This window comes from Archangium violaceum, from assembly GCF_016887565.1.
Lineage (GTDB): Bacteria > Myxococcota > Myxococcia > Myxococcales > Myxococcaceae > Archangium > Archangium violaceum_B.
On sequence record NZ_CP069396.1, the window covers coordinates 9840525 to 9860822 of the forward strand.

Annotated in this window: 18 protein-coding genes; 13 read left to right on the forward strand and 5 right to left on the reverse strand. The window is 69.5% G+C overall.

What is annotated here, in order from left to right; translation table 11 throughout:
* The first annotated feature begins 210 nt into the window (after nt 1-210).
* Complete coding sequence (locus tag JRI60_RS39220; RefSeq protein WP_204221130.1) at nt 211-2637, forward strand: transglycosylase SLT domain-containing protein; 2427 nt, start codon at nt 211-213, stop codon at nt 2635-2637.
* 5 nt (nt 2638-2642) lie between these two features.
* The gene (locus JRI60_RS39225) at nt 2643-3449 is read left to right on the forward strand and encodes a GNAT family N-acetyltransferase (protein WP_204221131.1); all 807 of its coding nucleotides are present in this window, start codon (nt 2643-2645) and stop codon (nt 3447-3449) included.
* Between the two features lie 6 nt (nt 3450-3455).
* On the opposite strand, the gene JRI60_RS39230 is transcribed toward JRI60_RS39225, so the two are convergent.
* Nucleotides 3456-4292 (reverse strand): DUF3014 domain-containing protein, encoded by an 837-nt coding sequence (locus JRI60_RS39230; protein WP_204221132.1) that lies wholly within the window; start codon nt 4290-4292, stop codon nt 3456-3458.
* Entirely contained in the window at nt 4289-5887 is a 1599-nt protein-coding gene (locus JRI60_RS39235) for a sigma 54-interacting transcriptional regulator (RefSeq protein ID WP_204221133.1), read from the reverse strand. The genes JRI60_RS39230 and JRI60_RS39235 overlap by 4 nt, the downstream gene beginning before the upstream one ends.
* Before the next feature lie 229 nt (nt 5888-6116).
* On the opposite strand from JRI60_RS39235, the gene JRI60_RS39240 reads away from it, so the two are divergent.
* The 4 genes from JRI60_RS39240 to JRI60_RS39255 all read left to right on the forward strand — a co-directional run bounded on the left by JRI60_RS39240 (nt 6117) and on the right by JRI60_RS39255 (nt 8390).
* Complete coding sequence (locus JRI60_RS39240) at nt 6117-6671, forward strand: peroxiredoxin (protein WP_204221134.1); 555 nt, start codon at nt 6117-6119, stop codon at nt 6669-6671.
* A 6-nt stretch (nt 6672-6677) separates the two neighbouring features.
* On the forward strand, nt 6678-7205 hold the full coding sequence (locus JRI60_RS39245) for a carboxymuconolactone decarboxylase family protein (RefSeq protein WP_204221135.1): 528 nt from the start codon (nt 6678-6680) through the stop codon (nt 7203-7205).
* A gap of 113 nt (nt 7206-7318) precedes the next feature.
* The gene (gene dps, locus JRI60_RS39250) at nt 7319-7795 is read left to right on the forward strand and encodes a DNA starvation/stationary phase protection protein Dps (protein WP_204221136.1); all 477 of its coding nucleotides are present in this window, start codon (nt 7319-7321) and stop codon (nt 7793-7795) included.
* A 25-nt stretch (nt 7796-7820) separates the two neighbouring features.
* The gene (locus JRI60_RS39255) at nt 7821-8390 is read left to right on the forward strand and encodes a hypothetical protein (protein WP_204221137.1); all 570 of its coding nucleotides are present in this window, start codon (nt 7821-7823) and stop codon (nt 8388-8390) included.
* An 85-nt stretch (nt 8391-8475) separates the two neighbouring features.
* Here the strand turns inward: JRI60_RS39255 and JRI60_RS39260 are convergent, their stop codons facing one another.
* Both JRI60_RS39260 and JRI60_RS39265 read right to left on the reverse strand, forming a co-directional pair.
* The gene (locus tag JRI60_RS39260) at nt 8476-10722 is read right to left on the reverse strand and encodes a prolyl oligopeptidase family serine peptidase (protein WP_204221138.1); all 2247 of its coding nucleotides are present in this window, start codon (nt 10720-10722) and stop codon (nt 8476-8478) included.
* Nucleotides 10723-10814: 92 nt separating this feature from the next.
* Nucleotides 10815-12887 carry a M13 family metallopeptidase gene (locus JRI60_RS39265; protein WP_204221139.1) on the reverse strand — a complete coding sequence of 691 codons (2073 nt, stop codon included), beginning with the start codon at nt 12885-12887 and terminating at the stop codon, nt 10815-10817.
* Nucleotides 12888-13162: 275 nt separating this feature from the next.
* Here JRI60_RS39265 and JRI60_RS39270 point away from each other — a divergent pair, with 275 nt between their 5' ends.
* Nucleotides 13163-13936 carry an SDR family NAD(P)-dependent oxidoreductase gene (locus JRI60_RS39270; RefSeq protein ID WP_204221140.1) on the forward strand — a complete coding sequence of 258 codons (774 nt, stop codon included), beginning with the start codon at nt 13163-13165 and terminating at the stop codon, nt 13934-13936.
* A gap of 25 nt (nt 13937-13961) precedes the next feature.
* Here the strand turns inward: JRI60_RS39270 and JRI60_RS39275 are convergent, their stop codons facing one another.
* Nucleotides 13962-14777: a glutathione S-transferase family protein gene (locus JRI60_RS39275; RefSeq protein WP_204221141.1), complete on the reverse strand. Its 816-nt coding sequence runs from the start codon at nt 14775-14777 to the stop codon at nt 13962-13964.
* Nucleotides 14778-15011: 234 nt separating this feature from the next.
* Here JRI60_RS39275 and JRI60_RS39280 point away from each other — a divergent pair, with 234 nt between their 5' ends.
* From JRI60_RS39280 to JRI60_RS39305, 6 genes are read left to right on the forward strand one after another with little or no spacing between them, the layout of a single operon-like run.
* Complete coding sequence (locus JRI60_RS39280; RefSeq protein ID WP_239469992.1) at nt 15012-15818, forward strand: hypothetical protein; 807 nt, start codon at nt 15012-15014, stop codon at nt 15816-15818.
* Between the two features lie 24 nt (nt 15819-15842).
* Entirely contained in the window at nt 15843-16280 is a 438-nt protein-coding gene (locus JRI60_RS39285) for a hypothetical protein (RefSeq protein ID WP_204221142.1), read from the forward strand.
* A 12-nt stretch (nt 16281-16292) separates the two neighbouring features.
* A complete protein-coding gene (locus tag JRI60_RS39290; RefSeq protein WP_204221143.1) occupies nt 16293-16889 on the forward strand; it encodes a TetR/AcrR family transcriptional regulator in 597 nt (198 codons plus the stop codon).
* Between the two features lie 57 nt (nt 16890-16946).
* On the forward strand, nt 16947-18077 hold the full coding sequence (locus tag JRI60_RS39295) for an alpha/beta fold hydrolase (protein ID WP_239469993.1): 1131 nt from the start codon (nt 16947-16949) through the stop codon (nt 18075-18077).
* Nucleotides 18074-18973, forward strand: coding sequence for an alpha/beta fold hydrolase (locus JRI60_RS39300; RefSeq protein ID WP_204221145.1), 900 nt, complete (start codon nt 18074-18076; stop codon nt 18971-18973). The genes JRI60_RS39295 and JRI60_RS39300 overlap by 4 nt, the downstream gene beginning before the upstream one ends.
* Nucleotides 18974-18982: 9 nt before the next feature.
* Entirely contained in the window at nt 18983-20248 is a 1266-nt protein-coding gene (locus JRI60_RS39305; protein WP_204221146.1) for a pyridoxal phosphate-dependent aminotransferase, read from the forward strand.
* Nucleotides 20249-20298 lie beyond the last annotated feature (50 nt).

Sequence of the window (20298 nt, forward strand, 5' to 3'; positions counted from 1 at the left end):
AGAAGCACCCAACCGCGCATTCTCAGAGCGTGCGAATCACTCACGGTGCATGTCATGCAGCTCGCTCGCCTGCCCCCCTGCGGGCATGTGTGCCGTACAGGAGACAACGCACGTGCGCGAAGCGCCATCCTCCCACACTCCCCGTGCCTGAAAGCCATTCCTAGTTCTAGGCCCTCACGCGCTGTGCGTGCCTCGAACAAGGGGGATGGTGTGGGACTGGAACACGCGACGCTCCGAGGCCTCTTGCGGCCCGCGAGTCAGCTGATGGGCTGGCCGCTGATGGCCGCCCTCTGGGTGGCGCCCGCCTGGGCCGAGACGCCCGCTCCGCAGCAGGAAGGAGAGATCTCCAACCTCGCCGAGAGCGCCTCGTCCAAGCATCAACTGGACTCCTCGTTGGACAGCGAAGACGAGGAGGCCCCTCCTGAGTTCACCCTCGGACCCGTGGAGCAGGTGCCCCCGGGCGAGCGCCGCTGGGTGCACAAGTTCGAGCGCGCGGACCTCACGTCCTACTTCGCCGAGGGAGAGCTCGCGAAGGCCAAGGACGCGTATGACCGGGGCCGCTACCGCACCGCCCGGCAGATTCTGGAGAAGCAGGACGCCACGCCTCCGGTGCGCTACCTCCGGGCGATGAGCGCCCTGCGCATGGGCCAATGGGCCACGGCGGCCGAGGAGCTCGCGTCGCTGGCGGAGGCGCACCCGCCCCTGCGCGACTACTGCCACTTCGAGGCGGCCCGCGCCTACGAGCGGCTGCGCAAGTGGACCGAGGCCGTCCAGCACTACTCGGCCGTGGCTCCCGGCGCCCGGCGCTACGAGGAGGCCCGCTTCGGCATGGCGTACATCCTCGAGAAGAAGAAGCGGGACTACGCCGGGGCCCTGGCGGCCCTCACCCCGCTCGTCCAGACGGAGACACCCAAGCCCAACAACCCCGCCCAGGCCGAGGCGTGGCTGACCATCGCCCGGCTGGCGCGCTACCAGGCCGACTACAACGGCGAGCACCGCGCGCACCTCGCGGTGTGGGCGCTCCATCCCTTCTCCAGGGAGGCGACGGAGGCCGTGAAGGGCCTGCGTGACCTGCCCTACGTGCCCAAGTGGAAGGTGGCGCGCGCCGAGACGCTGCTCTCCCTGCACCACAACCTCGAGGCGTTGGACATGCTGGAGCGGCTGCTGCCCAAGATGGAGCTGCCGGATCCGCTCGCCTGCCGCGCGCAGTTCGCCTACGGCACGGCGCTGCGCAAGGAGCGCAAGCACTCGCTGGCCATCCGCGCGCTGCGGCCCGTCGTCGAGCAGTGCCAGGACACCGCGCTCCGCCCGCGCGCCCTCTACGTGCTGGGCTACTCGGAGTCGGTGGTGGAGCCGGAGAGCTCCATCGCCACCTACCTGAAGCTGGCGCAGGACTACCCGCAGCACCCCTACGCGGACGACGCCCTCTTCTACGCGGCCGGCAAGGCGCTGGAGCGCGGTGAGAAGGCGGCGGCCATGAGCTACCTGGACCAGCTCATCGCCCGCTATCCGGAAGGCAACTTCGCGGCCGAGGCCCTCTTCCAGCGCTTCTGGGTGTACCGCGCCGAGAGCCAACCCGACGCCGCGCTCGAGGCGCTCTCCCGCATCGAGGCCCTCCAGGGCAAGGGCTCCACGCACGAGTCGGTGCAGCGGGCCCGCTACTGGCGCGCGCGCATGCTGATGACGCAGAGCCGCGCCGCGGAGGCCCATGCGCTGCTGGAGCGGGTGGCGGCCGAGGGCGCGGCCACGTGGTATGGACTGATGGCGCGCTCCCGTCTGGCGCGTGAGGCGCCGGAGCGCGCCCGTGCCATCACCGAGAAGCTGCGCGCGCCCGTGAGCGTCATGGACGTCTGGCCCCTGGACGCCGGCACCCTCGCGAAGGATCCGCACTTCATCACCGGCATCGAGCTGCTGAGGCTGGAGCACCGGGAGGGGCCCGCCGAGCTGCTGGCCGTGGACCGCAAGGGCCGCAGCGAGGAGTCCATCCGGCTGCTCTTCCACATCCTCAACACCACCGGCTACGAGCGGCACGCGCGCCCCATCGCCTGGGCCCTGCGTCGCGAGGGACTGGCCGCGCCCACCGAGGCCGAGACGCGCCTCATCTACTCGGCGGCCTACCCGCACGCCTTCCGCGACCTGGTGGTGCGGCACAGCCGCGCGGCGCGGGTGAACCCGGACCTGATGCAGGCCCTCATCCGCGAGGAGAGCGCCTTCAACCCCAGGGCGCGCTCGTCCACCGGGGCGCTGGGGCTTGCCCAGCTCATGCCGGCCACGGCCTTCGCGGTGGCGCGCCAGCTCAACGTGACGCTGGCCACGCCCACGGCGCTGCTCGAGCCCCGGGAGAACATCCGCCTCGGCTCGGCGTACCTGGGCAGCCTGCAGCGTCGCTTCGCGGGCAACCCGGCGCTCGCGGTGGCCAGCTACAACGCCGGCCCCGGCGCGGTGGACCGCTGGCTGTCGCGCTTCCCCGACGCCGAGCTGGACGAGTGGGTGGAGCAGATTCCCGTCGAGGAGACGCGCCTCTACGTCAAGCGCGTGCTCGGCAGCGCCGCGACCTACCAGCTCCTCAACGCCTCGGACTCGCTCACCACGCTGGCCTTCGGGGAGCGCGGCTCCAATAATGCGGGCTCGCGCTGAGCCCCATGTCCATCGACGAGATCCACGAATCCAACACCCGGTTCCATGACACCTGGCGCTTCTTCGCCAGGAACAGTGTCGCCGGTGAGGTGCTCGACCTGCCCGAGGTGTCCATCGCGGCGAGCAACGTCGCCTGGTCGATGATGAACGCGGCCTTCCTCCCCGGTCCCGTGGAGACCGAGGAGGCCCTGACGCGGGCCGCCGCCACCGCCGCCCGCTACTTCGCGGCGGGCAAGCACGGGTGGATGTTCGCCCTGTGCGAGGACCAGCTGCCGCCCCGGCTGAGGACGCGAGCCGACGGGCTGCTGGCCCCACACGGGTTGACGCCCTCCATGGTGGCCACGGGAATGGTGGCCGAGCGCCTCGCGCCGCCCATGCGGCCCCTTCCGGTGATGGACATCCGCCAGGCCAGGGATGCCGAGGGCCGGCAACAGCTGTGCGACGTCAACTCCCGCTGCTACGACATGCCGATACCGATGGGGCGCGAGGCCTTCGACGTTCCGGCCATCTTCTCGGGGGACGGCAGGGGCTATGTCGGCTTCCGCCAGGGAGAGGCCGCCACCAGCACGGCCGTCATCCGGGTGCACGACGTGGCCTACATCAGCATGGTGGCCACACTGCCCTCGCACCGGCAGCTCGGCTGCGCCGAGGCCGTCATGCGGTACGCGCTCGACGAGGCGAAGCGGGCCTGGGGCATCGAACGCACGGTGCTGCACGCCACCCCGGTGGGGCTTCCCGTGTACCGCCACATGGGCTACCGGCCCGTGACGCGCCTCCACTTCTACATGGCGGCGCCCCCCCGGGGCCGGTGAGCCGGCTCAACGGCTGGCGGAGGGCAGCGCGAGCGCGCTCCGCAGCTCACGCAGCTTCGCCTGGATGGCGCGTGCGTTGGCCGGCCCCATGCGCAGCAGGTGCTTCTGCGCGGCGCCGAGCTGCTCCAGCTCCGGAGCCGCGTAGGCGTAGTGCACGCCGGGCGTGTCCACCACCTCGATGTCACCCTCGGGCACGGGCGTGTCGAGCAGCCGCTGGATGGCGCTCGCGAGCGTCTGGTCGAAGCGCTGGCCGGGGCGGCTGATCTCCTTGGAGGCCTCGTCGATGAGTGGCGCGAGCGTCCGGTACACCCGCGCGGTGGCCTGCGTGTCGAGCGAGGTGAGGACGCGCGCCACGGGGTCATAACGGGCGAAGCTCTCGGGAGCGATGACGGTGCGGCCATCGCGCTCGGCGACCTGGAAGGCCCCCTGGGGCGCCAGGAACGCGAGCGCGGCGCGCGGGCTCTCGCCCTCGGCGATGTTGCCGACGGCCGAGGTGAAGCGCCGCACGAGATCCTCCGCGGAGGCGAGCCACTTCTGAAGCTCGGGCAGGGAGGACAGCGGGCCCACCAGCTCGCGCACCCGGGCATCGCTCTGGGACAGCGACGGCAGGCGCTCGGTGGGAGTCCCGGCGTCCTCGCCCGTCGAGGGGGCCGGAGCGGCGGCCACCGGCTCGGCGGGAGTGGCCGGAGCCGCCGGTTCCTGCTTCTCGCCGCGCAGGAAGTACCAGCCGAGGCCGGCCCCCAGCACCAGGACCACGACGATACCCGCCACCAGGGCCTTGCTAGAGGACCTGGGCGGCGGTGCGGCGACGGGGGCACCTCGAGGCTGCTGCGGATCGCTCATGATTCCTCCTGAGGGATGCGTGCCACGTACTGCTCCAACCGGGCGATGCCCAGCTTCTTCATTCGACTCTGCAACGTGGAGGGTTTGAGACCCAACAGCGCCGCCGCGCCTCCGGGGCCGTAGATGCGGCCCTGCGTCAACGCCAACACGCGCAGGATGTGCTGGCGCTGCACCTCCTCCAGCGTGGGCACCGCGCCCTCCGGCAACGGTGACGGCGGCAACGGCTCCGCCTTCGTCCCCGGCGTGCGCAGGGGCAGGTCGAAGGACTCCGCCCCCAGCTCCGGCTTGCGCGACAGGATGGTGGCCCGCTCCAGCGCGTTGGCCAGCTCGCGGATGTTGCCTGGCCAGTCATAGGCCGCGAGCCGCGCGATGCCGTCCGCCGTCACCTTCATCCCCCGCCGCCCGGTGCGCTTCGCCAGCTCCGCCAGGAGGAACGCGCACAGCTGCGGCAGGTCCTCCAGCCGCTCGCGCAGCGGGGGCAGCCGCAGGGGGAAGACGCTCAGCCGGTAGTACAGGTCCTCCCGGAAGCGCCGCTGGGCGATGGCCTGCTGCAGATCCACGTGGGTGGCCGCGAGGATGCGCGCGTCCGAGCGCACCGTGCGATCGCTCCCCACCGGCTCGAAGGTCTTCTCCTGGAGGGCCCGCAGCAGCTTGGCCTGGAGCTCCACCGGCAGCTCCCCCACCTCGTCCAGGAAGAGCGTGCCTCCGTGCGCCATCTGGAAGCGCCCCGCCCTGTCGCGCGTGGCGCCCGTGAAGGCCCCCTTCACGTGGCCGAACAGCTCGCTCTCCAGCAGCCCCGCGGGAATGGCCGCGCAGTTGAGCGTCACGAAGGGCCCCTCCGCCCTCGCGCTCCAGCGGTGCACCGCCCGCGCCAGCCGCTCCTTGCCCGTGCCCGTCTCACCTAGCAACAGCACCGGCGTGTCCGTCTCCGCCACCTGCCGCCCCCGGAGCGCCAGCTCGCGCACCGCCGGGCTGCGCGACGTCTCCAGCACCCCCACCTCGTCCCCGCCCAGCTGCGACTCCAACAGCCGCGCGTGCTCGTGCTCCCGCCGGTGCAGCACCTCGAAGGTGCTCTTCTGCTCGGCCTGCTGCAGCGAGGTGGCCAGCATCTGCCCGTACACCTCCACCAGGTCCACCACCGCCTGCGGGTACGTCTCGCACTCCGTCCTGTCCAGCGTCAGCAGGCCGTAGCACCGCTCCCCCGCGCACAGCGGCACCACCATGCACGAGTGCCCCGGCGGCAGGTCGAGCACCCCATCGAAGGGGTCTCCATCCCCGTGCGCGTGGTCCTCCTGGGTGAAGGCCCGGGCGCGGCGCGTCTCCAGCGCCTGGCCCAGCGTGGGAAAGTCCGTCAGCTTCAGCTCGTGGCGGCGCACCTTCTCCGAGGCCAGCGGCCCCCGCGCCGCCACCGACACCAGTTTCCCTTCTCGCAACAAGAAGAGGGTCGCCAGGTCGAAGCGCACCACGCGGGTGAGCCAGTCCAGGCCCCGGCGCAGCAGCTCCCCCACGGCCTCCTCGGAGGTCGCCAGCTCGATCAGGTCCCGGGCATCCCTCAGGGGTCCGGTTCGCGTCACCGCAACGATGTCGTCCGCCATGCGTCCGTTTAAATAACCGGAGCGGCACCGAAATGTCAGTGGCGCCGGACACCGAAATTTCGGTATGCACCGGTCCGGCGGCGTCGTTCAGGGAGTGAGGAGGAGTCAACCCTTTGGAATCACGGGTGGCGTTTCCCTGGCACGGAGGCTGCTCCAAGTAGTACGCGAAGAAACCCTTAGCCGGTCTGCCAGGCAGGCAGGCCTCAACAACCCAAAGGAGTCGAACCAAATGCTGACCGTTGGCGACAAGCTTCCCGCATTCAACGTGACTGGCGTGGTGAGCCTGGAGAAGGGCAAGGAGTTCAAGGAGATCAACCAGGACACCTACAAGGGCAAGTGGCTGGTCCTCTTCTTCTGGCCCAAGGACTTCACCTTCATCTGCCCGACCGAGATCGCCGAGTTCGGCAAGCGTGAGAAGGACTTCCAGGATCGCAGCGCGCAGGTGCTCGGCGTGAGCACCGACAGCGAGTACGTGCACCACGCGTGGCGCACGCACCACCCGGACCTCAAGAACCTGCCCTTCCCGATGCTGGCCGACATCAAGCGCGAGCTGAGCACCGGCCTGGGCGTGCTGCACAAGGACGCGGGCGTGGCGCTGCGCGCGACCTTCATCATCGACCCGCAGGGCATCATCCGGCACGTGTCGGTGAACGACCTGTCGGTGGGCCGCAACGTGAGCGAGGTGCTCCGCACGCTGGACGCGTTCCAGACGGACGAGCTGTGCCCCTGCAACTGGCAGAAGGGCGAGGAGACCCTCACCAAGAAGCTGGCGAAGGCGGGGTAATACGCCATGGCGTCGCTCGAAGTCGTTCGCGGTGAGCTGGCGGATGCCCACAGGGACACCCGCCTCAATCTCCAGTCGGTACTGGAGAGTGGCAGCCTGACCCCCGAGCAGCGCTGGGGGGTGGCGGTGGCGTGTGCCTTCGCGGCTCGTAACGAGAAGCTGAAGGAAGCCATCCTCCACGAGGCCCGCCAGGCGCTGGGCGAGAAGGCCGAGCCCGTCGTCGAGGACGCGCGCGCCGCGGCCTCGCTGATGGGGATGAACAACGTCTACTACCGGTTCCGCCACATGGTGGGGAAGGAGTCGTACTCCACCAAGCGGGCCGGCCTGCGGATGAACCGGCTGGTGCAGGTGCTCACCAACAAGGTGGACTTCGAGCTCGTCTGCCTGGCGGTGAGCGCCATCAACGGCTGTGAGATGTGCGTCCAGTCGCACGAGAAGGTCGTCATCGAAGGCGGCCTCTCCGAGGACCAGGTGCACGATGCCGTCCGCATCGCCTCGGTCGTCCACGCGGCGGCGGTGGGCCTCGAGTCGTAGGCGTTCCGCTTCACGCTGACATCAGACGCGCCCTCCGGTGGAAACGCCGGGGGGCGCGTCGCTTTCCGGCACAGCGCATCCAATTTCCAAACGACACGCGAAAGGACGAACACATGTACCGCAGCCCGAGCCCCCTTCCCGAGCAGAGCCGCTCCGCCATCTCCGCCACCCTCAACGAGCGCCTGGCGGATGGATTGGACCTGCACAGCCAGATCAAGGTCGCGCACTGGAACATCAAGGGTCCGCAGTTCGCGGCGCTGCACCCGCTCTTCGAGACGTTCGCGGTGAGCCTGGCGACGCACAATGACTCCGTGGCCGAGCGCTCGGTGACGCTGGGAGGCAAGGCGTACGGCACCACCCGGCACGTGGCGAAGACGAGCCGCATCCCGGACTACCCGCAGGAGACGACGAGGGACCTGGAGCACGTGCGGCTGCTGGCCGAGCGCATCGAGGCCTACCTGACCGGCGTGCGCGAGAGCCGCAAGCTGGCCGAGCAGTACCAGGACACGGACACGGTGGACCTGCTCACCGGCATCATCACCGAGTTCGAGAAGCACGCCTGGTTCCTGCGCGCCTCGCTGGAAGGCTGAGAGAGTCAACGCGAGGAGCCCCGCCATGGCAGACCCGGAGTCCGCCCCCACGCGCACGGACAAACGTGCGCTGAGCACTCAGGAGGTGCGGCTGCTGCGCCGGGTGTTCGCCGAGGGCATCTCCTACGAGCCCGTGCGGCTGGTGCGGATGGCCACCATTGTCGCACGGGTCAACAACAGCCGCGCCTTCGTGCTGGGCAACACCCTGCACCTGCCCGACGCCGAGTACGAGCGCTTCGCCCGGGGACAGAACCCGTCCCTGCTCGTCCACGAGGCCACCCACCTCTGGCAGTACCAGCACCACGGCTGGAGCTATGCCGTCGAGGCGCTGTGGGCCCAGGGCCTCGGGGACGGCTACGACTACGTGAAGGCCCTGCGCGAGGGGAAACCCTGGCGGAAGATGAATCCCGAGCAGCAGGCCCAGCTGCTCCAGGACGCCTTCCGTGCCGGGTACTTCGATGTCCCCGAGACTCGCTTCGGCGTGGTGGGCAACGCCGTCGCGGTCATCCGCTCCAACCGGGCTCCTCCCCAGGGCTACGCCGACTACACCCCCGTCCTCGTCGAGGCCCTGGAGGAGCTGCGCAAACCCTCGTGAGGGCTACTCCTGGACTTCGTCTTGCCGTCCTTCAAGGAAGGGAACGGGCAGCCGGGAGTGCGCCCGGATGCCCGCCCGTCCTGATTCAGCGCGCCTGGTTGGCCGCGACGGCCTGCCCGGGGTTCACGCCCATCTGGTACAGCGTGAAGGCCCACAGGTCGGAGTACTCCTCGATGACCTTGGTGGTGGGCTTGCCGGCGCCGTGGCCCGCCTTCGTCTCGATGCGGATGAGCACCGGGGCCTCGCCGGCCTGCGCCTCCTGGGCGGCGGCGGTAAACTTGAAGCTGTGGCCCGGCACCACGCGGTCGTCATGGTCCGCGGTGTGGACGAGCATGGGCGGGTAGCGCGTGCCCGGCTTCAGGTTGTGCAGCGGCGAGTACGCCTGGAGCGCCTTGAACTCCTCCGCGTTCTCCGAGGAGCCGTAATCGCTCGCCCAGGCCCAGCCGATGGTGAACTTGTGGAAGCGCAGCATGTCCATCACGCCCACGCCGGGCAGGGCCACGCCGAACAGCTCCGGACGCTGCGTCACCGCCGCGCCCACCAGCAGGCCCCCGTTGGAGCGGCCGGTGATGGCCAGCTTCGGGGTGGACGTGTACTTGTTGGTGATGAGCCACTCGGCCGCGGAGATGAAGTCGTCGAAGACGTTCTGCTTCTTCAGCTTCGTGCCGGCCTCGTGCCACTCGCGGCCGTACTCGCCACCACCGCGCAGGTTGGCCACGGCCCAGACACCGCCCTGCTCCATCCACACCAGGCTGCCCACGCTGAAGCCCGGCGTCAGCGACACGTCGAAGCCGCCGTAGCCGTACAACATGGTGGGGTTGTTCCCATCCAGCTTCAGCCCCTTCTTGTGGCTGAGGAACATGGGGACGCGGGTGCCGTCCTTGCTCGTGAAGAAGACCTGCGTCGTCTCGTACTGCGACGGGTCGAACTTCACCTTGGGCGCCTTGTACACCTGGCTCTGGCCGGTCTTCAGGTCATACCGGTAGATGGTCGCGGGCGTGGTGTAGCTGGCGTAGGAGTAGAAGGTCTCCGTGTCCGTGCGCTTGCCGCCGAAGCCGATGGCGGTGCCCAGGCCGGGCAGAGCCACCTCGCCCAGGGGCTTGCCCTCGCGCGAGTACAGGCGCACCTGTGAGCGAGCATCCTTCAGCACGTTGACGATGAACCGGTCATTGACGAAGCCCACCGAGGAGATCGGCTCCTCGCCCTGGGGGAGGATCTCCTTCCAGTTCTTGCGCTCCGGCTTGCGCAGGTCGATGGCGACGATGCGGCCACGCGGCGCGTCCAGGTCCGTCTTGAACCAGAAGAGCGTCCCGTCGTTGTCGATGTAGTCGTAGTCCGCGTCCCAGTCGCGCAGCAGCTCGACGACCTTGGCCTTGGGATCCTTCAGGTCCTTGTAGAAGACGAGGTTCTTGCGCTCGGTGCCGCGCGAGACGTTGATGAGCAGGTAGCGCCCATCGTCGGTGACGTAGCCGCCGAAGCCCCACTCCTTGTGGTCCTTGCGCTCGTAGACGAGGATGTCCTCGCTCTGCGGCGTGCCCAGCTTGTGGAAATAGAGCTTCTGGAAGTAGTTGGCGCCGCTCATCGCCTCGGCGGCCTTCGGCTCGTCATAGCGGCTGTAGAAGAAGCCCTTGCCGTCCTTCGTCCACGAGGCGCCGGAGAACTTCACCCACTTGATGATGTCCGGCAGGTCCTTGCCGGTGCGCACGTCGCGCACGTGCCACTCGACCCAGTCACTGCCGGAAGCGGCCAGACCGTACGCGAGCAGGTTGCCGTCATCCGAGACGCGCATGCCGCCGACGGCCACCGTGCCGTCCGCGGACAGCGTGTTCGGATCCAACAGCACCCGGGGCTCGGCCTCGAGCGAGTCGGCCGTGTAGAGCACCGACTGGTTCTGCAGACCGTTGTTGCGGCTGAAGAAGTAGCGGTTGCCCTGGCGCGAGGGCACGCTGAACTTCTCGAAGTCCCACAGCTCGGTGAAGCGCTGCTTGAGCTGCGCGCGGCCCGGAATCTTCTCCAGATAGCCGAAGGTGAGCTTGTTCTGGGCTTCGATCCACTGGCGGGACTCGGGGGAGTCCGGGTTCTCCAGCCAGCGGTACGGATCCGCCACCTTCGTGCCGTGGTAGTCGTCGACCACGTCATCCTTGCGCGCGGCCGGATAGGCGGGGCGGGAGGAGGCCTGGGGGGCGGAGCTCGCCGGAGTGGAGGCGGCGGTCTCGCTGGAGGCGGGAGCCTGGGACGCGCTGGAGGACTGGGCCTCCAGCTGCGCCGGAGCATGACTGCAGTGCGTGAGCCAGAGGGCGCACGCGGCGGCGGAGAAAATGCGGATTCGCATGGTGGCGCGCGAACCTACCAGCCCGGGGGCGTATTTCCGAAACGGGCCATGACTCGCCGCGTCGGAAGCGCCCCCGGGGGCGCGCCGTCCACTCACCACACCTTGACGCGCTTCTCGGGCGGCAGGTACGCGCCGTCGCCCTCCTTCACACCGAAGGCGTTGTAGAACTCGGGCATGTTGCGCACCACGCCGTTCACCCGGTACTCGCCCGGGGAGTGCGGATCGGTGAGCAGCTGCTGCCGGAGCGCGTCGTCGCGGTTGAGCGAGCGCCACACCTGGGCCCAGCCGAGGAAGAAGCGCTGGTCGTCGGTGAAGCCCTCGATGACCGGGGCCTTCTTGTCACCCAGCGACAGCTTGTAGGCCTTGTAGGCCACCGTCAGGCCGCTCAGGTCGCCGATGTTCTCACCCAGGGTGAGCTTGCCGTTGACGCTCATGCCCTGCAGCGGGCTGAAGCCGGAGTACTGGTCCGACAGCATGCCGGTGCGCTGCTGGAAGGCGGCCTTGTCCGTCTCGCCCCACCAGTCGCGCAGGTTGCCGTCGCCGTCGGAGCGGGCGCCCTGGTCGTCGAAGCCGTGGCTGATCTCATGGCCGATCACTCCGCCGATGGCGCCGTAGTTGGTGGCGTCATCCGCCTCGGGGTTGAAGAACGGCGGCTGGAGGATGGCGGCCGGGAAGACGATCTCGTTCATCGTCGAGCTGTAGTAGGCATTCACCGTCTGCGGCGTCATGCCCCACTCGGCCCGGTCGATGGGCTTGCCGAGCCGGTTGATGATGCGGGCGTACTCGAACGCGTCGGACCGCTTCATGTTGCCGTAGAGGTCCGCCTTGTCGATGGTGAGCGCGGAGTAGTCGCGCCACTTCTCCGGGTAGCCGATCTTCACGGTGAACTTGGACAGCTTGGCCTGGGCCTGGGCCTTGGTGGTCGGGCTCATCCACTCGAGCTGGTCGATGCCCTGCTTGAAGGCGACCTGCAGGTTCTTCACCAGCTCCTGCATGCGGGCCTTGCTCTCGGGGCTGAAGTTGCGCTCCACGTAGATCTTGCCCACCGACTCGCCCAGCGCGCCCTCCACCGCCTCCACGCCACGCTTCCAGCGGGGACGGTTCTCCTGCAGGCCCTGCAGCGTCTTGCCGCGGAAGGCGAAGTGGGCCTCCTCGAAGGGCGTGCTCAGCAGGGGCGCCGCGTTGTCGAGCAGCTTGAAGGTGAGGTACTGCTTGAGCACGGGCAGCGGCGTGCTGGCCAGCAGCGCGTCCGCGGCCTGGAAGTAGTCCGGCTGGCGCACGACGATGCCCGGCGTCTTCTCCGCGCCCAGGGCCTTGATGTAGCGCGACCACGAGAAGCCCGGGGTGAGCTTCTCCAGCTCGGCCACGCTCTTGAAGTTGTAGGTGGCCTCACGGTCGCGGTTGCGCACGCGGTCCCAGTGCTTCTCCGCCAGGGAGGTCTCCAGGGCCAGGATGGCCTTGGCCGCGCCGGCCGGATCCTTCTCCCCGCCCAGACGCATCAGCGTCTCGATGTAGGTGAGATAGGCGGCGCGCGTCTCGGCCAGACGCGCATCCTGCTTGAGGTAGTAGTCGCGGTCCGGCAGGCCCAGGCCACTCTGGTTGACGTAGGCGATGTAGCGGTCCGCCTGCTTCGCGTCCTGCCCCACGAAGAGGACGAACGGCGTGGGGACACCCGCGCGCGTCAGCTCGGCGAAGAGCTCGGGGAGCTGCTGCTTGTCCTGGAGGGCGGCGATGCGGTTGAGATCCGCGCGCGCCGGCTCGAGACCGAGCGCCTGGATGCGCTCCGTGTCCATGAAGCTCTCGTACAGGTCGCCGATCTTCTGCGCGTCCGTGCCGGCCTTCTTCTCCTTGGCGGCGGCGACCTCCTCGATGATGGTGCGCAGAGCGGCCTCGCTCTTGTCGCGCAGCTCGATGAAGGAGCCATAGCGGCCCTTGTCCGCCGGAATCTGGGCGGTCTTCAGCCACGTGCCGTTGACGTAGCGGTAGAAGTCATCCTGGGGGCGCACGCTGGAGTCGAAGTTCTTCGTGTCGACGCCGAGCGCCCGCGGCTTGGACGCCTGGGCGGACGGGGTGTTCTGGGTGGTGGCCGTGCACCCTGTCAGGAGGAGGCAGGCCCCGAGCGCGCCCTGCGCCCAGGAGTTGCGGAGGAACTTCTTGCTGTTCATGAGTGCTCGCTGTGCTGTGTCGGGTGAAACGAAGGCCGCCAACCCGCCAGGCGGGGAAGAATTCCCAAGGCCCCCTGGATTCCGCCAGCCCGTCGGGTGGGCGCATGGTGCCCGAGCCGGACGAGGAGCATCCACCCACCCCCCGTGAGCCCCTCCGACACGGAGCGTCGTGACTGGGGATGGGCCCGAGGGCCTACCTTGCCCTGGCTCCACCTTCTTCCAGACAATACCCGCCATCGGGACAATCCCTGTCCATCACACCCTCCGGGGGGCACATGCAGAGGCTGAAGAACAAGGTCGCGGTCATCACTGGCGGCGGCGGCGGTATCGGCGCGACGACCGCGAAGCTGTTCGTGCAGGAGGGGGCCAAGGTCCTCATCGTGGGCCGCTCCGAGGACAAGCTGCGCAAGGCGATGCAGGAGATCAACCACGAGAACATCAGCTACACGGTGGCGGATGTCTCGAGCGTGGAGGACACCCAGCGCTATCTCCGGGAGGCGGTGCAGCGCTATGGCGGCATCGACGTGCTGGTGAGCAACGCGGGCGTCGAGGGCCCCTTCAAGCCCATCCTCGAGCACTCCGTGGAGGACTTCGACCAGGTGCTGGCCACCAACGTGCGCGGCGTCTGGCTCTCCATCAAGTACGTCATCCCCGAGATGCAGAAGCGCGGCGGTGGGAGCATCGTCACCACCTCGTCCATCATGGGGATCTCCGCGTTCCCGGGGCACTCGGCGTACACCGCCAGCAAGCACGCGGTGGTGGGACTGTCGCGGGCCCTGGCGCACGACGGCGCGCCGTTCAACATCCGGGTGAACACGGTGTGCCCCGGCGTCATCGACAACGACATGATGGCGGCGGCCCACCGGCGCATCGCGCCCGGTGCCGAGGAGCAGCTGAAGAACACCCTCGCCTCCCGCGTGCCCGCCAAGCGCTACGGCACCAACGAGGAGATCGCCCGCCTGTACCTCTTCCTCGCCAGTGACGACAGCAGCTACTGCACGGGCGGGGTGTACACGGCGGACGGCGGAGTCACCGCCGGCATCATGTAGCCGGCGGGACGAGGAGCCCCGGCCCTCAGCCGCTCACCGCCTCCGCGGACGCGGACGCGGTGAAGCCCCGGGCCGGGCGCCGACGGTCCTCCTGGTAGCGCCGCGCAATCCACTGGCCCACGGGCCGGGCGCCCAGGGCCGCGCGCAGCTCCGCGATCGCGGGGGACACCGCCTGGCCGGGGCGGTGGTAGGGAGAGCCCTCGGGGCCCATCAGGGGAGCGTAGAGGGACGCCGCGGCGATGTCCGCGATCGACAGGGACGCGCCCACCAGGTAGCGCGAGGGGTCTCCTCCAATCTCGCGCTCCAGCCGGTCGAGCCCCTCCAGCAGCTTCACCCGGGACTCCTCCACCTTGGGGGGAGTCAGCTGGTACTGGCGCCGGATGACCACCTTGATGACGGGAACCAGCGCACGCCCGAGCAGGCGCAGCGGTGGGGGAAACGCACCGAACATGAGCGGCGTGATGTCCACGCCACCGCCGAAGAGCTGCGCGTACACCCAGCGGCGCACGTGCTTGCCGGCCGTCTCGTCGAAGTAGGCCTCCAGCTCGAGGACACGCTCGCGCTCGGGGCCCGAGGCGGGAATCAGCGCGGGAGCCGACGGGTAGGCGCGCTCCAGGTGCAGGGCGATGTCGGTGGAGTCCGTGACGACGGTGCCGCGGTCCACCAGCAGGGGCACGGTGCCGCGCCCCCCCTTCGTGAGGCGCTTCGTCACCAGGCGGTGCGGGCCGGGAAGGAGGTTCTCGATGCCGTAGGAGAGGCCCTTGGCGTCGAGGTTCCACCGGGTCTTCTCGCAGTAGTGCGAGATGGGGAACTGGTACAGGGTGCGTTCGGGATGGGGCATGTCGGGAGCCTCGGAGGCAAGCGCGCCCGGAGCATGCCGTTCCCCCGTCCCCCGGTACAGCCGGTCCGGACACCAGTTGTCACCCGCATCGACCCGGGTGTGCAGTCCCCTGCACGGACTCCCCCTCCCCCCCTCGGGACTTCGGGGGTTTGCGCGAGGCACGCGGGTTGCTCTCCCAGGCCTGCGCCCCCCGCCCTGTGCAGTGGGCCTCCATCCAGAGGACAATCCCCCCCCATGAGAATTCAAGCCTGCCTCGCCCTCGTCATCCTCTCCACCGCCTGCGGCAAGGAGCCGCCCACGAAGGAGGAGATCGAAGACGCCCGCGCGCGAGTGGACCTCGCGGTGCTCGCGGCCAACCAGGTGCGCGTGGCGCTCGAGGTGCTCGGAATCCTGCCCGTCTACACCTGCGGCGAGTCGCGGCGCACCTTCGTGGGCCGGGCCGCCGAGGGCGCCCGGTCGAAGGTGGCCTGTGTCACCGCCACCGCCGAGTCCCTGGACGACGCCTCGGACGCGGTGGTGCTCTCCTTCCCCGACACGGGCTGCTCCGTGGGCGGGCGCTCCGTGTCCGGGCAGAGCTCCTTCATCTACAACGGCGGAGAGGAGCGGATGGACCTCTTCGCGGATCTCCGCCAGCTGAAGGTGGAGGGACAGCCGCTCCAGGCCAAGGTGGGCTACGGCACCTGCAGCGACGAGAAGCGCTTCTGGGCCGAGAGCGCTGGCGACCTGCCGGGCCGGGCGAACAGCAGCTACAGCGTGAACGCGAACGTAGGCGTGCGCGACGGCGTCCCGATCATCGGCGGCACCACGCTGGTGCTCAACGGCCCGGGCGAGGTGACCGGCACCCTCGGCACGGACCGCGTCACCTTCTCCGAGCTGCAGTACGAGGTGGGTGAGTATCTCCCCAAGAAGGGCGAGGCCCTCATCGAGACGGCCAAGGGCCACCAGGTGCGGGTCAACTTCAGCGAGGTGCTCTGGCGCCTGGGCAAGGTGGAGGTGGAGATCGACGACCGGGCCCCCATCACCGTGCCCGTCATCCGCTGAGCCCGATGAGGTAGATTGCGCGGCATGACCGCCCCAGACTCCCGCCCCACCCCTGGAATGCTCGCCCGTGCCCTGAAGACGGTCGGGCGACTCACCAGCTCCGAGACCCGCTCGGGCAAGGTCTTCGCGAAGGCCGAGCAGGGCCTCACCCAGGTGGCCGCGCGCCTCGCCGAGAGCCCCACCTTCCTGCGCCTCAGCGGCGGGCTGATGCGCCGGGGCTTCAGCCTGCAGATCCGCCGCACCTCGGTGATGGAGAAGACGCTGCACTCGCTGCGCGTGCCCACCGCCTCCGAGGTCGAGGTCCTGCGCGACCAGCTGCGCCGCATGGGAGATCAGGTGGAGGCGCTCGGCTCGCAGCTCGAGCACGTGGTCGAGCTGTTGGAGCGCCAGGAGCAGCAGTCGGCCCCCCCTTCCGACGTGCCCCCCGCGCCCCGCCGACGCCGGACCAACGCCGCCCGATAGCGCGCCTGGACCATGCCCCGGACCCCCCAGCAGTACCAGCAGCTCAAGGAGGAGCGCAGGAGCGCGCTGCTGAAGGCGGCCCGCGAGGTCTTCGCCCGCCGGGGACTGGCGGCCACCAAGATGACGGACCTGGCCGCCGCGGCGGGGATCAGCTACGGGCTCGTCTACCACTACTTCCCGGACAAGGAGTCCGTGTTCGCCACACTCGTCGAGGAGGCGATCCAGGACGGCATCCGGCTCCTCACCGCGGAGCGGCAGGGTCCCGGTACACCCTGGGAGCAGCTCCAGCGGTTCTGCGCCCAGATATTGGAGCACGTCCGGGAGGAGACCTCGATTCCGCTCATCCTCGTCCAGGCGCGCGCCAGCGAGAGCATCCCCGCCCCGGTCCAACGGGCCCTGGAGCGCTACACCACCCAGTTCTTCCAGCAACTGGTGGAGCTCATCGAGGCCGGACAGAGCGCGGGGCAGATCGTGAAAATCCCCGCCGCGGAGCTCGCGCGGCTCCTGTTGTCCACCGTACAGGGGCTCGCGCTGACGCAGGTCCTCCCCCGGCCGGACGACGCCCCGTTTCCGGCCACCGACACCGTGCTCCGGCTCTTCAGACCCTGACACACAGGAGCGCCCCGCCGCGCTATGGTGGGGACTCCTGCTTCCCGGAGTCCCCCCGTGAATCGGCCCGCCCAAGCCTTCCAGCGGATCCGCTCGTTCGTCTCGTCCCAGGTCGACGTCTCGCGCTCGCTCGCGCAGGCCCTGCAGGACCGCTCCATCAACCCCTACCCGTACCTCAAGCCCTTCATCGAGAAGGCCGCTGGCGTGCGCGAGCCCCCCATCAGCCCCACGCCGCACTCGGTGGTGTACACGCGCGGCAGCATGCGCCTGTTGCGCTACGCCGCGCCCCGGCGCCGCCACCGCACGCCCATCCTCTTCGTCTACTCGCTCATCAATCGCTGGTACATCCTCGACTTCCTGCCCGGGCGCAGCCTCATCGAGTACCTCACCCGCCAGGGCTACGACGTCTACGCCATCGACTGGGGCATCGCCGGCCCGGACGAGCAGAACCTCAGCTGGAGCGAGCTGCTCGGTGGCCACCTGCGCAGCGCCGTGCGCTGGACGCTGCGCGTGAGCGACAGCGAGGACCTGACGCTCTACGGCTACTGCATGGGCGGCACCATGTCCCTGGCCTACACGTCCCTCTACCCCGAGGGCGTGCGCAACCTCGTGGTGCAGGCCACCCCCGTGGACTTCAGCAAGGGCGGCATCTACTCGCTGTGGACGCAGCAGCGGCACTTCGACGTGGACTCGCTGGTGGACGCCTACGGCAACGTGCCCACCTACGTGCTGGAGAGCGGCTTCTTCATGGCCGGCCCCGTCCAGCGCATCACCAAGTGGCTCGACGTGTGCCGGCAGATCGATGACCCGGGCTTCGTCACCACCTTCCTCGCGCTGGAGCGCTGGGGCTCGGATGCCGTGCCCTTCCCCGGCGAGGTCTACCGGCAGTACATCCGTGACTGCTACCAGCAGAACCTCTTCTGCCAGAACCGCATGGAGGTGGGGGGCGAGCGCGTGGACCTGGGCAGCATCCAGTGCCCCGTGCTCAACATCATCGCGGAGCAGGACAACATCGCCCCGCCGGCCATGAGCGAGCCGCTGCCGGACCTGGTGAAGGAGTGCGAGACGATGCGCTTCCCGGTGGGCCACATCGGCCTGTCGGCTTCCAGCAAGGCGCCGGTGAAGGTCTGGCCGCGCATCGCCGCCTGGATCGGGCAGCACTCGCGGCCCATGGAGGGAGGAGAATGAACGAGGTGCGAGTACGGGAAGAGGGAGCCCAGGTGAGGGAGGGCTCCATCCGGCTGCGCGACGGGCGCCGGCTGGCGTACGTCGAGTCCGGGAACCTGGAGGGCAGTCCCGTCATCTTCCTGCACGGCAATCCCGGCTCCCGCTACATGCGGCACCCGGACGACGGGCTCACGGCGAGCCTGGGCGTGCGGCTCATCACCCCGGACCGTCCCGGCTACGGGCTGTCCGACTTCCAGCGGGGACGCACCCTGCTGGACATGCCCGCGGACATCGAGCAGCTGGCCAACGCGCTGGGGCTGGGCCGCTTCGCCGTCATGGGAGTGTCCGCGGGAGGCCCCTACGTGGCGGCCTGCGCGTACCGCCTGGGCGAGCGGCTCACGGGAGCGGCCATCATCTCCGGCTCCGCGCCCTTCAACCGCAGCGGGGCCGTGGAAGGCGTCAACCGGGACTACCGCACCGCCTACGCCCTGGCCACCTGGCCGCACTGGCTGCTGCAGCCGATCATGACCCTCCATGACAGGTCCGTGCGCCGCCGGCCGGATCGGGCCCTGGCGGCGGTGATGGCGCACTGCTCCGCCGATGACCGCGCCGTGCTGTCGGACCCGCTCATCGGCTCGCAGGTGCAGGGCTTCCGCACCGAGGCCACGCGCCAGGGCGTCCAGGGCATGGCGCGGGAGGCCCGGCTGCTCACCACGCCCTGGGGCTTCCCGCTCGGGGACATCCGCGTGCCGGTGCACCTCTGGTACTGGGAGGGAGACTCCATCGTGCCGCAGCAGATGGGGCGCTACCTGCACGCCCGTATCCCCCACACGGTGCCCCACTTCCTGCCGGGCGGAGGGCACTTCTCCATCTATACGCATTGGAAGGACATCCTCAGGGAGCTCGTCCTCCGCTAGCGTAGGGGCGTGAGCGACGACATCTCCCTGCCAGCGTTCCGCACCGTGCCCCGCACGGGCGTCATCTATGTCACCACCGAGGCCATGCGCCGGGGCTACCGGGGCGGAGACCCCGAGTGGTGCAACCTCGGCCAGGGCCAGCCCGAGACGGGCGAGCTTCCCAACTCGCCCCCCCGGGTCGGCAGCGTCACGGTGGACGTGAACGACCTGGAGTACGCGCCCGTGGCCGGCCTCTGGGAGGTGCGCGAGGCCATCGCCTCCCTCTACAACCGGCTCTACCGGCGCGGCCTGCCCAGCCAGTACAGCGCGGAGAACGTCTCCCTGTCCGGCGGTGGCCGGGCCGCCCTCACCCGCGCCGCGGCCAGTCTCGGCACCGTCAACCTCGGCCACTTCCTCCCGGACTACACCGCCTACGAGGAGCTGCTGGACGTCTTCAAGGCCTTCACCGCCATCCCCATCCTCCTGGAGGGCGAGCGCGGCTACGCCTTCACCCACGAGGATCTGCGCCGCGAAATCCAGGGCCGGGGCCTGTCCGCGCTCCTCTTCTCCAACCCCTGCAACCCCACCGGCAAGCTGGTGCAGGGCGAGGAGCTCGCGCGCTGGGTGTCCGTGGCCCGTGAGCTGGAGTGCGGCCTGCTCATCGACGAGTTCTACTCGCACTACATCTGGACGGGCCGCCCCGGCCAGCTCCCGGTGGAGAGCGCCGCGCGCTACGTGGAGGACGTCAACAAGGACCCCATCGTCCTCTTCGACGGCTTCACCAAGAACTGGCGCTACCCGGGCTGGCGCATGACGTGGACGATTGGCCCCCGCCAGGTCATCGACGCGGTGTCCAGCGCGGGCAGCTTCCTGGATGGTGGCGGCAGCCGGCCCCTGCAGCGCGCGGCGATTCCCCTCCTGGACGAGCAGGCGGTGGTGAAGGAGACGCTGGCCATCAACCACCACTTCCGCGAGAAGCGCGACCGCTTCCACTCGCGCCTGGAGCGGCTGGGCATCCGCACGGACCGCCCACCCGATGGCACCTTCTATGTCTGGGGAAATGTCTCCGGACTGCCCCCGCCCCTCAACGACGGCATGGGCTTCTTCCGCGCCGCGCTCGACCAGAAGATCATCACCGTGCCTGGCGAGTTCTTCGACGTGAACCCGGGCAAGCGGCGGGCCCGCCCCTCGCGCTTCCGCAGCTACGTGCGCCTGTCCTTCGGACCCTCCATGGAGGTGCTGGAGAAGGCCCTGGGCCGGCTGGAGGCGATGGTGTTGCGCTACACCGGCGGCTGAGTGGCTCGTGCGGGTGACGGACCCCGGGGGTGCCTTCCTGGCCGCTGCCC